7 protein-coding genes are annotated in these 14,593 nt (G+C 48.7%); all 7 read left to right on the top strand.

What is annotated here, in order from left to right; all coding sequences use genetic code 11:
* Positions 1 to 111 precede the first annotated feature (111 nt).
* The 7 genes from IFU39_RS03915 (at position 112) to IFU39_RS03885 (ending at position 14,382) form a co-directional block, all read left to right on the top strand.
* A complete protein-coding gene (locus tag IFU39_RS03915) occupies positions 112 to 2,331 on the top strand; it encodes a hypothetical protein (protein WP_192131342.1) in 2,220 nt (739 codons plus the stop codon).
* Between the two features lie 27 nt (positions 2,332 to 2,358).
* On the top strand, positions 2,359 to 5,433 hold the full coding sequence (locus IFU39_RS03910; RefSeq protein ID WP_192131340.1) for an alpha-mannosidase: 3,075 nt from the start codon (positions 2,359 to 2,361) through the stop codon (positions 5,431 to 5,433).
* A gap of 25 nt (positions 5,434 to 5,458) precedes the next feature.
* Positions 5,459 to 6,373: an ABC transporter permease gene (locus tag IFU39_RS03905; RefSeq protein ID WP_341073264.1), complete on the top strand. Its 915-nt coding sequence runs from the start codon at positions 5,459 to 5,461 to the stop codon at positions 6,371 to 6,373.
* A gap of 12 nt (positions 6,374 to 6,385) precedes the next feature.
* Positions 6,386 to 7,282: a carbohydrate ABC transporter permease gene (locus tag IFU39_RS03900; protein ID WP_091020055.1), complete on the top strand. Its 897-nt coding sequence runs from the start codon at positions 6,386 to 6,388 to the stop codon at positions 7,280 to 7,282.
* A gap of 81 nt (positions 7,283 to 7,363) precedes the next feature.
* Positions 7,364 to 9,019: an extracellular solute-binding protein gene (locus IFU39_RS03895; protein ID WP_192131337.1), complete on the top strand. Its 1,656-nt coding sequence runs from the start codon at positions 7,364 to 7,366 to the stop codon at positions 9,017 to 9,019.
* Between the two features lie 44 nt (positions 9,020 to 9,063).
* On the top strand, positions 9,064 to 11,070 hold the full coding sequence (locus tag IFU39_RS03890; RefSeq protein WP_192131335.1) for a glutaminase family protein: 2,007 nt from the start codon (positions 9,064 to 9,066) through the stop codon (positions 11,068 to 11,070).
* A gap of 24 nt (positions 11,071 to 11,094) precedes the next feature.
* Positions 11,095 to 14,382 carry a glycosyl hydrolase gene (locus tag IFU39_RS03885; RefSeq protein ID WP_192131333.1) on the top strand — a complete coding sequence of 1,096 codons (3,288 nt, stop codon included), beginning with the start codon at positions 11,095 to 11,097 and terminating at the stop codon, positions 14,380 to 14,382.
* The last annotated feature ends 211 nt before the right edge of the window (positions 14,383 to 14,593 follow it).

The following is a 14,593-nucleotide window of genomic DNA, read 5'->3' as shown; positions in this document are numbered from 1 at the left end:
TTTTTTTCTTAAAAAACATATTGAATATATTCTTAATGTATATTATATTTTGTAAAATGGTGAATATTTACAACGAAAGACCAATCCAACAGGGGCAGGGAGGTCATAGCTGTGGTTAGAGATCGGAAAGAAGAACGAACCGGATTCCAGGAATCAGCACCCTATCATCCTGATTATGATCTGCAAACGGATTTTGTCATGGTCTATGGAATGGACGATACGATGCCGCAACGTATTCAGGAATGGAAGGATAAAGGGTACGTGGTTCATTTAATGACAGGAGTAGCATGGGGGACCTATAACGACTATCTGGACGGGGAAGTAGACGGGGAAACGCACTGGGATGAAGCCCAGATGGATCGCGATGGCGAGATGATTGTCCATGGGAAGGAACCTATTATTCCTTACATGGTTCCAACGGTTTCCTTTGGTAAATATATCGCTGAACGCATACGTGCAGCTGTTGATTCTGGCGTGGAGGCGATCCATCTGGAGGAACCTGAATTCTGGGTAAACGGGGGGTACTCGGAATCGTTTAAGAGAGAATGGCAGTTGTATTACAAAGAACCCTGGAGTCCGCCTCACTCCTCACCCGATGCACAGTTTCGGGCTTCCAAATTGAAAGCGTATTTATACACACGTGTGTTAGACCGATTGTGTACCGAGATGAAAGATTACGCTCTGAAACGTTACAATCGCATCTTGCGATTCTACGTTCCGACCCACAGCCTGATCAATTATACGCAGTGGCGAATTGTTAGCCCGCAGTCTCGATTGATAGAGCTCCCCTCCGTAGATGGATATATTGCACAAATCTGGACCGGGACATCACGAACACCGAACGTGTATGAAGGGGTGCGCAAAGAACGCACTTTTGAAACCGCTTACCTCGAATATGGTGTCATGCAAGAGCTTGTGCGGGGTACAGACAGACGAATGTGGTTTCTGCATGACCCTATCGAGGACAATCCGAATTATACATGGGCCGATTATAAACAGAATTACCTGAAGACGGTTGCTGCTTCACTTCTCCATCCGGGAGTTTCCCATTACGAGGTTGCACCTTGGCCGCGAAGAATCTTCAAAGGAACTTATCCGTCTGATGACGGTGCACATAAAGTACAGATCCCACCTGATTATGCAACGACATTGCTGCATGTGATGCACACACTTGGAAATATGGATCAAGACAATATCGAAACAGAAGGTGAATCTATTCAAGTTGGTGTATTGATTGCCGACTCAGCGATGTTTCAGCGCATGAAGCCTGAGCCGGAAGCACCGAATGCAGGAAAGTATGACGGCACAGATCCAAAAGGTTTTCAAGAGGATGGCGACACTGAGCTGCTGGATTTCTCTCCATTCTATGGTCTTGCTCTGCCATTGCTTAAACACGGAATACCTGTGAGGCCTGTCCAGCTCGATAATGTGAGGCGGTATCCGCATTACCTGGCTCCATATCGTGTCCTGCTGTTGAGTTATGAGTACATGAAGCCGGAGCACTCCGATATCCATTATGCACTGGCCCAATGGGTACAGGACGGTGGTGCGTTGATCTATTTGGGAGACGACAGCGACCCGTATCACAACATCCGGGCATGGTGGAATGATGACCAGCGCAGGGAAAGCACGAATACCATATATACCTCACCACGCGAGCACTTGTTTGAACAGTTAGGGCTTAAGGTAGAACAGGAAGGGATTCATCCTGTGGGCAAAGGGGCGGTGCATTGGCTTCCTGTACATCCGGCTGCATGTACGTCAAGTAAAGCGAGTGCAGATCAACTTCGCCAGACTGTGAAAGAAACATGGGAGAGACTACAGGATTCCAACTTCCGTTGGGAAGCCAAGCATTATTTTAAAATTAAACGTGGGCCCTACATCATAGCCTCTGTCCTGGAAGAGTCCATATCCGAAGAACCACTGGTTATCCCAGGTCCGGTGGTGGACTTGTTCGATCCTGACCTGCATGTTCGGCAAGAAGTAAGGTTGGCTCCTGGTGAGCAAGCACTGTTATACGACATTACGGCCGGAAGGCCACAGCAAGACAAGGTGAGCCTGATCTCTGCCTCTTCCAGAATTGAAGATCTGACGATAACGAATACAGGTTTTCAATGTATAGCCAAGGGTCCGACCAACATGCAGGCCACCGCCAGATTCTATTGCCCATTTGAACCCATATCCGTTTGCAGTATAGATCAACAACAGACTGTACCTGCCGAATGGAAATGGGATTCAAAATCGAAAACCGTACTGCTGAAATATGAGCATGGCAGCAAGAACAAGGTGGAGATTCAAGTAAGGTGGGATCGTGAGAATGCAAAAGCTTGATGAACGAGAGGAGAGAACAAAACAATTATGCCATATGAACCGATTAGACTCGGACATTTGAATCAAATGCTGTCCAAACTCCGTGAAGCCATATATGAGCCGATTGCCAAGTTGAATGTGACAGCATGGGTTACCCCGGAGCCCGTTTCGTTCGAGGAAAGAATGTCAGGTCAGAAAATCACCCTTTCACAGGGCGAGCGTTGGGGGAAGTTATGGGATTGTGCCTGGTTTTGTTTTACAGGGAGCATTCCACCGTCCGGTAGTGACGCCAAGGCTGTTCTCCTGCTGGACGTGAACGGAGAACTCTGTCTGGTAGATCAGGAAGGAACACCTGTACAGGGTTTGACAACCATCAACTCGGAGTTTGAATTCACATTGGGTCTGCCCGGGAAAAGAGTGGTTGAACTGGACCATGCGTCGATAACAGTGACAGACGGGGCATTCGAACTATGGGCTGATGCTGGCAATAACGACTTATTTGGCAAATACCAAGGCGGTACGGTAAAAGAAGCGATTTTGGCACATTGTCGTGAAGATATACGAAGCTTGTATTACGACACCGAAGTGCTTCTAGAGACGGCGGAACACCTTCCTGTCAACACGGCTCGCAGAGAAAGGATTCTTCAATCCCTGTATGACGCCTCCATAGTATTGACGGAATTAACGCCTGACCGCATACATCGCGCCAAGCTATTATTGAACGAACAATTATCACGTCGTGGCGGCGATCCTGTGCTGAACATAAGTGCGGTTGGGCATGCTCATATTGATTTGGCCTGGTTATGGCCGATCCGTGAGACGATCCGAAAGGGCGCAAGAACATTCTCCACGGTGCTTCGCATGATGGAGCGTTATCCCGATTATGTATTCGGAGCGAGTCAGCCTCAGCTATACGATTGGATGAAGCAGCACTATCCCAAGCTGTATGACCAGATCAAGGAACGGGTGCAGGAAGGCAGATGGGAACCGCAAGGGGCCATGTGGGTGGAATCGGATACCAATGTGCCGGGTGGCGAATCTCTTGTACGCCAGATTCTGTACGGCAAACGTTATTTCCAACAGGAATTTGGAATGGAGATGAAGTCGCTGTGGATGCCAGATGTATTTGGATACTCCGCAAGCTTGCCGCAGTTGTTGAAGAAATCCGGTGTAGATTACATGATGACCCAGAAGCTCTCCTGGAGTGAGTACAACCGCCATCCTCACCATTCCTTTCTGTGGGAAGGGATCGACGGTTCCTCGGTGTTAACACATATGCCACCTGAGGATACGTACAACAGTCCGGCCGCCCCACGTTCCATTGCCAAAGCAGAGCGGGAGTATCTGGACAAAAATGTTTCCAGCCACGCATTGATGCTCTTTGGCATTGGAGACGGCGGCGGCGGGCCGGGAGAAGAGCATTTGGAACGGTTGGAGCGGGAGAAGAACCTGCTCGGTCTGGCGCCTGTTGTGCAGGAACCTTCCTGGAAATTTTTTGAACGATTGAATGAAGAAAGAGAGCGATTCCAGACCTGGCGTGGGGAGTTGTATCTCGAAAAGCACCAAGGAACCCTGACCAGTCAGGCACGGAGCAAGTGGTATAACCGCAAGATGGAGAAAGCTCTGCGCGAGCTGGAATTTGCTGCTGTACTGGCTGCCCGCATGGGCAAGTCTTATCCGGCCGAAGCATTGGAGACGATCTGGAAGGAAGTGCTTCTGTACCAGTTCCATGATATCCTCCCCGGATCTTCGATTAAGCGAGTATATGATGAGTCGTTAATACGGTATGAAGCATTGCTCCAGCAGACGGAAGGCATGATCACCGAAACCTACAGCTATATTACAGATTATATCTCTTCCCAAGAGGAAAGCTCCAATTCAACTGTGGTATTCAACTCACTACCGTGGGAACGTCAGGAGTGGCTGCACCTCCACGGACGATGGCATAAGGTGCAGGTTCCATCCATGGGCTACACCGTGGTATCTGATCATGAAGATCAGGAGGTCATGGGGGAGACCGCAACTGGTATTGAAACGGATGTTGCTGCGCTGGAAACAGATTTCCGTGACACAGCCAAGGAGTACAGTATGGAGAATGACATTCTCATCGTGAAATTTGACCCCAATGGCGGCATTACCTCGATCCTGGATAAACTGGAGTCCCGGGAAATCATCCTGCAAGGACAGCGGGGGAACGATCTTCGTGTATATCATGACGAAGGCGATGCCTGGGATTTCCGCCATGATTATTCAGCGCAAGTGGGGATGCCATTAATTCTGAATGGTATCCATGAGTTTCGGGATGGTCCAAGAGTTGGGTTGGTTTTTGATTACAGCTACGGCGAGTCGTCTCTAACCCAAACCGTTATTTTAACTGAGGGCAGTCGGCGTATTGATTTTGAAACGGTCGTGGATTGGCAGGAATACGGTAAAATGTTACGCACTTCGTTCCCGGTGCAGATTCGTACCGATCAGGTTCACTGTGAAATCCAGTTTGGCAGCCTGAGCAGGCCGACTCACCGCAATACGATGTGGGACTTTGCCAAGGATGAGATTTGCGCTCACCAATGGGTGGATATATCAGAACCGGATTACGGAGTCGCCTTACTCAACGATTGCAAATACGGACATCGAGCCATTAACAATGTACTTGACCTTCATTTGCTGCGCAGCAGTTCCTACCCGGATCCGGTGGCGGATCGTGCAGAGCACCAATTCACCTATTCGTTATATCCGCATCAGGGGAACCATGTTCAGGCTGAAATTTATCGAAGAGGCAATGAGCTCAATATTCCGCTGCGCCTGAGTTCCTTGTCTGCACCTTCAATGGATGTAGAAGAGGAAAAGCTGCCTTACACGAAAGCATTCCTGCAGCCGGATCATCCGCACATCATGGTGGAGTCCATCAAAAAAGCCGAGGACAGCAATGACATTATCGTCCGTCTGTATGAGACCTCGGGAACCCGGGTCAAAACGAAACTGTCAATCGGTTGGAATGCTGAAGAAGTCTGGGAAGTGGATCTCATGGAGAATAACATTTCATCGCTGGAGCTTCAGGATCAAGCCGACGTAGTTTTGTCCTTCACACCATTCGAGATCATCTCGCTGCGATTGAAAGGTTAGTTTAAGGGAAAGGAGCGTTGGGAATGTGATTAAGAACAATGTGTTAATGAAGCGAATCTGGAAGCATAAGCTCTTTTACTTGTTCATGTTACCTGGCATCATCTGGTTTTTCTTATTCTCCTATGTTCCCTTATATGGAATTCAGGTTGCCTTCAGGGACTATACCTTCGTTGGCGGTTTTACCGGAAGCCCTTGGGCAGGTTTCAAGTACTTTCAACAGTTCTTTAACTACTATCAATCTGGTGATATCATCCGCAACACGGTGATCATCAGTCTCATGAAGCTGTTAATCGGCTTTCCGATGCCAATCATTCTCGCCATTCTTTTAAACGAAATACGCATGATCAGGTTCAAGAAAACCGTTCAGACACTTTCCTATTTACCCTACTTTGTATCCTGGATTGTGGTTGTCACCCTGATGCAGAGATTGCTCACGCCATACGGCGGGCCAGTGAATGATTTGCTGGGGTCGTTCGGAACTGATCCAATCCAATTCCTGAATAATCCCACCTGGTTCTATCAGATGATTGTTGGATCGGATATTTGGAAGAACATCGGCTGGAACTCCATCATATTCATGGCTGCCATTGCCGGAATTGACCAGCAGCAATATGAAGCTGCCAAGATCGATGGTGCAGGGCGTTTCCAACAGATGTGGCATGTGACCCTGCCGGGTATCCGTAATGTCGCCATTATATTATTTATTCTCGCCGTGGGTAACTTGATGAGCGCGGGTTATGAGCAGCTGCTTCTCCTGAATGGACCTGCGACCGCTGGCATGGGCAGTGTACTCGACGTGCACGCCATTAACTCGGGTATCCGGGAAGGGCGTCTGAGTTACGCAGCAGCTGTGGGGCTGTTCCAGAGTGTGATTGGGCTGATTTTGGTACTAACGGTCAACCGGATTGCCCGCAAAGTCAGTGATGTATCCCTGTTCTAAGGAGGTAATGTGATGACACGCAAATGGTCCTTATTTTCAGTTATAAACTATACCATTCTCGCTTTGGTTGGATTCTCCATGATCTACCCGTTTATTTACATCCTGGCGTACTCGCTGAATGACGGCAAGGATTCCATGCAGGGCGCGATCTATTTCCTTCCACGACAATTTACACTGGAGAACTATGCCCAGGTATTTGATAACGCACGCATCTGGAAGGCGTATCAGATCACCATCATGCGAACCGTGCTGGGTACGTTCCTTCATGTGATTCTGTGTACATTGATGGCTTACGCGCTCTCGAAGAAATCATTGCCGGGCCGTTCATTTTTCACCTTTTACATCTTCTTGCCTACGATTTTCAGTGCCGGATTCATCCCGTTCTTCATTACGCTTCAGAAGCTGCATCTGATCAATACCTTCTGGGTGTACGTCTTACCGCTGTTATTCAACTTCATGCATATCATCATTATCCGGACCTTTCTGCAAGGAATTCCGGAAGAGCTGGAGGAATCAGCCCACATTGACGGGTATGGGGATTTTCAAATCTTCATTCGCATCATTCTGCCTCTCTCGGGACCCGTACTGGCAACCATCTCCCTCTTCATTGGGGTCGCCCACTGGAATGACTGGTTCTCAGGTGCCTACTATGTGTCCAACAAGGATCTGATTCCGGTGCAAACCCTCTTGCAGGAGATGCTGACCGAAGCGGAGTCGCTGTCCAATTCGATGCAGCGCGCAGCACAACAGGGCGGGCAGACGATTGGCAGTTCAGGCGGAGCGGGTGCGACACCCGAATCCCTGCGTATGGCTTTGCTCGTCATTACGGTCTTCCCAATCCTGTGTATCTACCCGTTCCTGCAACGATATTTCGTAAAAGGAGTGATGATCGGTTCGGTGAAAGGTTAGGTGATCCTGACCCGGAATTTGCTGAGTTTTTACCAGGCTTGACCCAGATCATTCATCATCATATTTCAGGAGGCGATTGGTTTGAACCGAATTTGGTCGAAAGGCGTTTCCGTATTACTCGTGTCCATCTTGGTTGGAGGATCGTTGAGCGGATGCACGGATTCATCAGGAAACGGGAATAGCGGAGAAGCAGCTGATGGTTCATACAAACTCAAAATATTGCACAACTGGAACGGTTCGGGTGGTTCGGATAACGGAATAACGCCTGTGGAAGAAGTCATCAAGGAGAAGACTGGCGTCACGCTGGATTGGGAGTATACCAAAGGCAGTGAGACCGAGAAGGTAAACCAGATATTTGCTACGCAGGATCTGCCGGATATCTATACCGGACCCGCATGGGGGGGCGAGTTGGATGGCATTATCAAGGCGGCCAAAGAAGGGCAGCTCGTCGATATTTCCGACAAATTGGGGGACTATCCTAACCTCGCGAAATCCATTGCTGAAGAAGATGTACCCCCAGCGCTTTACGAGAAAGCAATAAATGCATATGACGGCAAAAAATATTTGCTTCTGCAAAACCAGCCTTCCCAGAATGAAGATGGCATGGATTGGCTGTACGGCTTTTACGTTCGTAAAGATATCGCGGATAAGGTGGGTATAGACCCTCAATCGGTCGTGACAAAGGAGGAATTCTATAACTTCCTCAAAGCAATCAAGGATGCCAATCTGCAAGAGAACGGGCAGCCGGTCTTTCCACTGGGTGGCTTCAGCAACGGCTGGTCCGTCGGCATCGGCAATACCATGTTCAATTCGGGTGGCAGTTATGTTGACAAAGGTGACGGAACGGTAGAGCATAACTTTTTCACGAAAGGCTATGAAGAGTACACGTTATTCTATCGGAAGTTGGTTCAGGAAGGGTTAATGGACCCGGAAGCATTTACCCAGACTGACCCGATCGCCAAGGAGAAAATCAATCAGGGCCGCATCGCCATTCTGGCCGCACACTATCCAGCCATTCTGGATGCCTCCAAAGAATATGTTACTTCACACCCTGGAAGCGATTACATCCCGGTCGGCCCTTTGGAGCGTGCAGATGTTGAACCGAATCGCCCTGCGGATCTGGGCATTCAGGGCAACAACGTAACAGCGATCACCAAAAACTGCAAGGGCGCATGTGTAGATGCGGCGCTTAAGTTCCTCGATTACATGGCTTCCGATGAAGGATTTATGCTGGCAAGATACGGAGTGCAGGGCGTTCATTGGGATTTGAAGGAGGGTAAACCTGTTGCCAATAAGGAGTGGTTCGATAAATTTACGGCAGATCAATCGGGTAAAGTTCGCAAGAACGAAGGCATTTCCATTGGTTTGGAATCCATCACGGGGCCTGATCGAATCAATTCGGTCGCAGGCGGAGATATCTGGGCCGATCAGAAACGGCTTGATGCCATGGAACAAGCCAGAAAAATTCTGCGTCCTAATGGCATTCATGTCATTACAGCCTATAACCCGGGCGATGTGATTACCAAAGCACCGGAATGGGAGATGCTGAAGCCTTCCATGGACCGGATGGGTGATGCCTGGAAGGAAGCAATCTTTGCGAAATCGGATGAAGCGGCGTTGGGCATTATCAACGAGCTTCGCGAGCAGCTTCGAAAGACCGGATATGATCAAGCCATGCAGTTTACGAACGAAAACTTGAAAGGGAAAGACGTAGTTACCATTCAAATGCCGAACTGATCACCTCCATATTCTTACTTTTAATTTGAAGGAGTTGCATTCATATGACGACTGGGTTTAGACCGCCTTCCGTACCTCTGGTTACTGTGGACCCTTATTTTAGCGTATGGTCAGCCGCGGACCATCTGTATGAAGATCATACCCGGCATTGGACGAACAAAACGAATGGCATGGTGGGCTTGGCGGTGATCGATGGAAAGCTTCGACGATTTATGGGGAAAGTGGGATCGGAGGAGCGTACAGCTGTCCAGGAACCTGAAGTGCTGGTGCAGACCAACCTGACTGTCCAGCCCGTAACGACTCGATATACCTTTCAAGGCGAAGGAATAGAGCTTCATGTTCAGTTCACCACACCTTTATTGCTGGATGATTTGGACCTGTTATCCAGGCCGGTGACCTATTTGAATTTTCAGGTCAAATCGATCGATGGGGCCTCCCACCAAGTCAAAATTTACGTCGATGTAACAGGCGAATGGTGTGTAAACACAACCGATCAGCACGTAACCTGGGAACGCCATGTCATTGAGGAACAATGGAATGCCATGTCCATGGGTACTGTGGATCAGCCCGTATTGAAACTTGCCGGTGATGATACAAGAATCGATTGGGGATATATGGTTCTCGCTGTTCCTCAATCCTCTCATATCCAGACGGCCATTCACTCAGTTACAGGCCGCGAACAGTATGTACGCTCCCGTCAATTGCCGACAGAAGATGATCAGCACCAGCCGCGAGCTGTATCGGACAACATGCCGGTTATGGCAGCCGAGATCGATCTGGGGGCTGTCCGGGACGAACCGATATCCGAATTTCTCATGCTTGCATATGACGATATTCATGCGATTGAATATTTTCATCAACCGCTGACTGCGTATTGGAAAAGAAATGGATTAACGTTTCAGGAGATGCTGTTACTGGCAGCTCAACAATACGAAGAGATTCAGCGGCGCTGTGACAGCTTTAATCTTGAACTCATGGCAGAGAGTCAGGCCGCAGGCGGTGAGAAATACCGGGATATTGTGGCGCTAACCTACAGACAGGCGATTGCAGCGCATAAGCTGGTTGCGGATGAGGAGGGGGATGCTCTATTTTTCTCCAAAGAGAATTTCAGCAATGGATGTATCGCTACGGTGGATGTCAGCTATCCTTCGATCCCACTTTTTCTCAGGTACAACCCTGAACTGATCAAGGGCATGATGCGTCCAATTTACAAGTATGCGATGAGCCCGGATTGGACGTTTGATTTTGCTCCTCATGATGTAGGAACCTACCCTAGGGCCAACGGTCAGGTGTATGGAGAGAATAAGCTGGAATACCAGATGCCGATTGAGGAATGCGGCAATATGCTGCTGATGGCTGCGGCGGTCAGCAAATATGAGGGAGATATCGAATTTGCTCGGCAGCATTGGGAACCTCTTACGCGATGGGCAGATTATTTGCTGCACAATGGACTCGATCCTGTAAACCAGCTGTGCACGGATGACTTCGCCGGGCATCTGGCGCACAATACCAATTTATCGATCAAGGCCATATTGGGTATTGCTGCGTATTCCTATATGTGTGACAGGCTCGGACTGAAGGAAGGGGCGACATACCTTGAGGGAGCTCGAAAAATGGCACAGGAGTGGGTGTCCATGGCAGATGCCGGGGACCATTATAAGCTGACGTTTGACAGTCCAACCGAGTCATGGAGCATGAAGTACAATCTGGTGTGGGATCATCTGCTCGACCTGCACCTGTTCCCGAAAGAGATCGCCGCCAAAGAACTTGAATATTACATGCACAAACAAAACCGCTATGGCCTGCCGCTGGATAGCCGTGAAACGTATACCAAATCCGATTGGCTGGTATGGTGTGCCTCCATGAGTTCAACGAAAGCGCAGTTTGAGTCTTTCATTTCACCGCTGTGGGATTTCATGAATGAAACTTCGTCTCGTGTTCCCGTAACGGATTGGTATGACACGATCACCGCTAAGCAGATGAATTTTCAGAATCGTTCTGTGGTTGGCGGCTTCTTTATCCAATTACTCATGCAACAGTCTATAGACTAATGGGTGTGAAGGCAGGTGGTGAGTATGAAGGCAGACGCAGAAGAAATCTGTAACCCTTCCATACAACTCAAACAGCAATTTGCGAATCCGGATGAAACATATCGTCCACAGCCTTTTTGGTTTCTGAATCATGAGCTAGAGAAGACGGAACTGGAGAGCCAGATTCAATCCATGTTTGAAGCGGGAGTTGGTGGCGTGGTTCTGCATGCTCGGCATGGGATGCAAATGCCATATCTTTCGCCGGAATTCATGGAAGTGCTGGAGTTCTGCACAGCAGAATGCGCGAAACGAAATATGGTTGTTTGGCTGTACGATGAGGAGAATTGGCCGAGCGGAACATTGGGTGGAAAACTGACACGGGAGCACCCGGAATATCGCATGCGTTATTTGAGAATAGAGGAAAAACGGTATTTGCCAGGTACATCGCAGGAAGGCATGAAGCTTGACTTTGCCTCCTGCGATCACAATGAGCTGATCGCCATTCTGGCATATCGCGCGATTCATTGCGACGGAGAGTGGCTACTTCATGATGAATCGGAACATATCACACATTATTGGGGGCGGGAGTGGACGCCGAATCATGTCGATGATTCTTATATCGTGCTGGCCTGCTGGTCTTGTGAAATTGCCGAAGGAATCACCTTTGCTCAAGGGTATTATCTGGATACATTGAACCCGAAAGCGGTTCAGTCTTTCATTCAGATGTCTTATGAACCGTTTCTTGCATTAAAGCCATATTATGGCTCAACCATCCAAGGGGTGTTTACAGACGAGCCGGGGCTTATGATTCATGATGGTTTCTTCGGCGTGGAGGCAATCCGAACCGCTGTTCATGATGTAGAGTCTACTTTGCCTGGGCTCGTCTTCGCTTGGACTGAGGGGATGGCCGAACGATATCAGCAAGAGAATGGGTATGATCTAATCCCGCGGTTAGGCGCATTGTTGTATCGAGTGGCAGACGGCAGCCGATCCACAAGGCAGCAATATTATGATACGATCACCCGTTGGTATGTGGAGGGATATCATGCCGCGATTCGTTCATGGTGTGAACAATCCGGTCTGCTCTATATCGGTCATACGCTGGAGGAGCCTGTCTGGGGGCAGGCTCGATCTCAAGGCAATCAGACCCGGGTATTGCAGCAATTCCACTATGCAGGCGTGGATTATCTCACTCCCGGCATCGGGTCAAAGGCGAATCCGCATCGCATTGTTTCCGTCAAGACGGCGGCTTCTGTCGCGCAGCTGAACAGGAAGGAACGGGTGATCTGTGAAGCCTTTGGTGCAAGTGGTCATGGTTATTCCATGCGCCAGCGGCGACTTGATGCCAATTTTATGGCTTTCTTGGGAGTTAATCTGTTTATTCCGCATGCATTCTATTATTCGTTTGCCGGGTATCGGAAGACCGACTTTCCACCGACTGAATTCAAACATGCACCCCATTGGCTGCATTATCGTGCTTTTGCCGATTATATAGGGCGATTGAGTCTGCTTGGAGCAAAAGGAAAACGAACGCCGGAAGTTCTGCTGTTATCGCCTATCCATACGGTATATGAAAACATGTTCACATCAGGCGAAGCGGATATGCATCCTTCATCAGATGTGCTGTTCTCGCTTTTGTCAGATCGCTTGCTGCGATCATCTATCGACTACGACTATGTGGATGAATGCCAGCTTCGCGAAGCGCTCCTTGTTGAAGGAGAGGGTTTGCAATTTGATGGAGATGGTCATGGCTATTCGATGGTCATTATGCCGGAGATCGAGGTGATGTCAAGGGACATCGCAACCAGGCTTGTATCCTTTGTTAAGCAGGGCGGAACGTTAATTGCGATAGGTACAATTCCGCAGCATAGTGAATCCTTGCGGCAAGACCCAGCGCTGCTGAAGGATATCCAGGAGGTGTTTGGTTCCGACCCTCAGCACGGAAAATTAGTTGCTGTTGGCAAGGGGCACAGTCTGTTTTACTCCATGGATGAGGCTGTTCATCAAGGCGGTCAGAGTCAGCGTCTGGATCAACTCGAAGCGTTTTGTATTCAATTAGGGGAGTTGATTAGAGAACCACCGGTAATACGATGGGATTGGATTGAAGGTCAGTCTGACGATTTGATTAGCGTCGAACGTAGAATTGGAAATCTGGTGTATGTATGGCTGATGAATTGGTCAGAGCACTCCGTGACCATTAGGCTCATTTGCGATGAAAAGAAAGGTCACTTGGAAGAGTGGGAGTTGGAGAGTGGAAGAGTATGCAGCATTGACGCTGAATCGTTCCTTTCATTCGTACCCGGAGAGCTGCGTGTGCTGTCGGTAAGCCCTCAAGAGAGCTCCTCTTTTCCGCAAGAACGTACGGATCATGCGGAGCATACAGAGCAAGCGTGCCTGGGAGATAAATCTTTTTCCACGAATGTGGTAGAGGTCATTCTGGATGAGCAGTGGCGGTTCAGGACCGCAAGCCCCAACGTTCTTCTGCTAGATCAATGGCATGTCACGTTGAATGACCGACATTCCAGGATGAACGCGACCATGCCCGGGCAAGTAAATACGTATCGCACGACATTTGGCATGACGCCAAAATTGATTGAACGGCTTCAATCCCCGCGTGGTTCGGATCGTTCCGGTAAGGCGGGAGAAGAATCATGGGGCAGGGTGGAATTGCTTCTGGATGATGTAGATCAGAACATTCCATCCCATATCGGATTTTTGCAGCGTAGGCGTAATCTGGAAATATTCGTCAATGGGGTACGTCAGGAAGCGTTAAGACGTTCTTCGTGGCAGGATGGTGATTATGACAGTGTAGATATCACTCCACATTTGTTGGCTGGCGAGAATGAGCTGGAAATTCTGACGGTTTCGTTATTGGAGCCGATGCCTGCTATTTCATTCCCAGCATTTCTGATTGGTCCGTTCGCGATAGAAAACGATACGACGTTAAATACCGATGTGGAACAATGGGGTGGATGTTGGAATACTGCTGGCTATCCTTATTATTCAGGTACGGGTGTCTACTCGCAGCAGGTGGATCTGTCTAACATAAACTTAGCTGCAAATGAGGAGCTATGGCTGGTAGCCGAAGATATAAGGGAGACAGCAAGCCTATATGTGAATGATATTGAAGCAGGTATTCGTTTATGGCCGCCTTACCAATGGAACATAACGCCATATATTCAAGAAGGATTGAATGAAATGAACTTACATGCCGCAAATACACTGGAGAATTTGTATGGAAAGTCAGCGCTGACATCAGGAATCAATGGACAGGTGAGGTTGATCCGACGTACGCGAAGAACATCACAGACGCAACATCACAACAAATCATAAAAACATTAAAAGTGCGTGCTCAAAAAGTCAGGTTTTCAGCACCGAGAAGCTTGGATGAAGCTAGGGACAGAGTAGCGGAGCTACACGTTTTTGGAGAAAACGGCTTCGGAAGCATGTGCTTGAGAACCTACGTGAGCAACGGAAGGCCCGGCTGAATTCAAGATTCGATGTCGAAATTGCTTCTCGAGTTACCTCGTGATCAAAAGTTGAC

Origin of the sequence: Paenibacillus sp. CFBP 13594, assembly GCF_014842675.1 — a bacterium.
GTDB lineage: Bacteria > Bacillota > Bacilli > Paenibacillales > Paenibacillaceae > Paenibacillus > Paenibacillus amylolyticus_B.
This window is presented reverse-complemented; position numbering and strand designations above follow the sequence as displayed.

What these genes read in the sequence shown, in the direction of transcription:
- IFU39_RS03910 (WP_192131340.1), top strand. Translation starts at nt 2,359, where the DNA reads ATGCCATATGAACCGATTAGACTCGGACATTTGAATCAAATGCTGTCC.
- IFU39_RS03900 (WP_091020055.1), top strand. Translation starts at nt 6,386, where the DNA reads ATGACACGCAAATGGTCCTTATTTTCAGTTATAAACTATACCATTCTC.
- IFU39_RS03890 (WP_192131335.1), top strand. Translation starts at nt 9,064, where the DNA reads ATGACGACTGGGTTTAGACCGCCTTCCGTACCTCTGGTTACTGTGGAC.
- IFU39_RS03885 (WP_192131333.1), top strand. Translation starts at nt 11,095, where the DNA reads ATGAAGGCAGACGCAGAAGAAATCTGTAACCCTTCCATACAACTCAAA.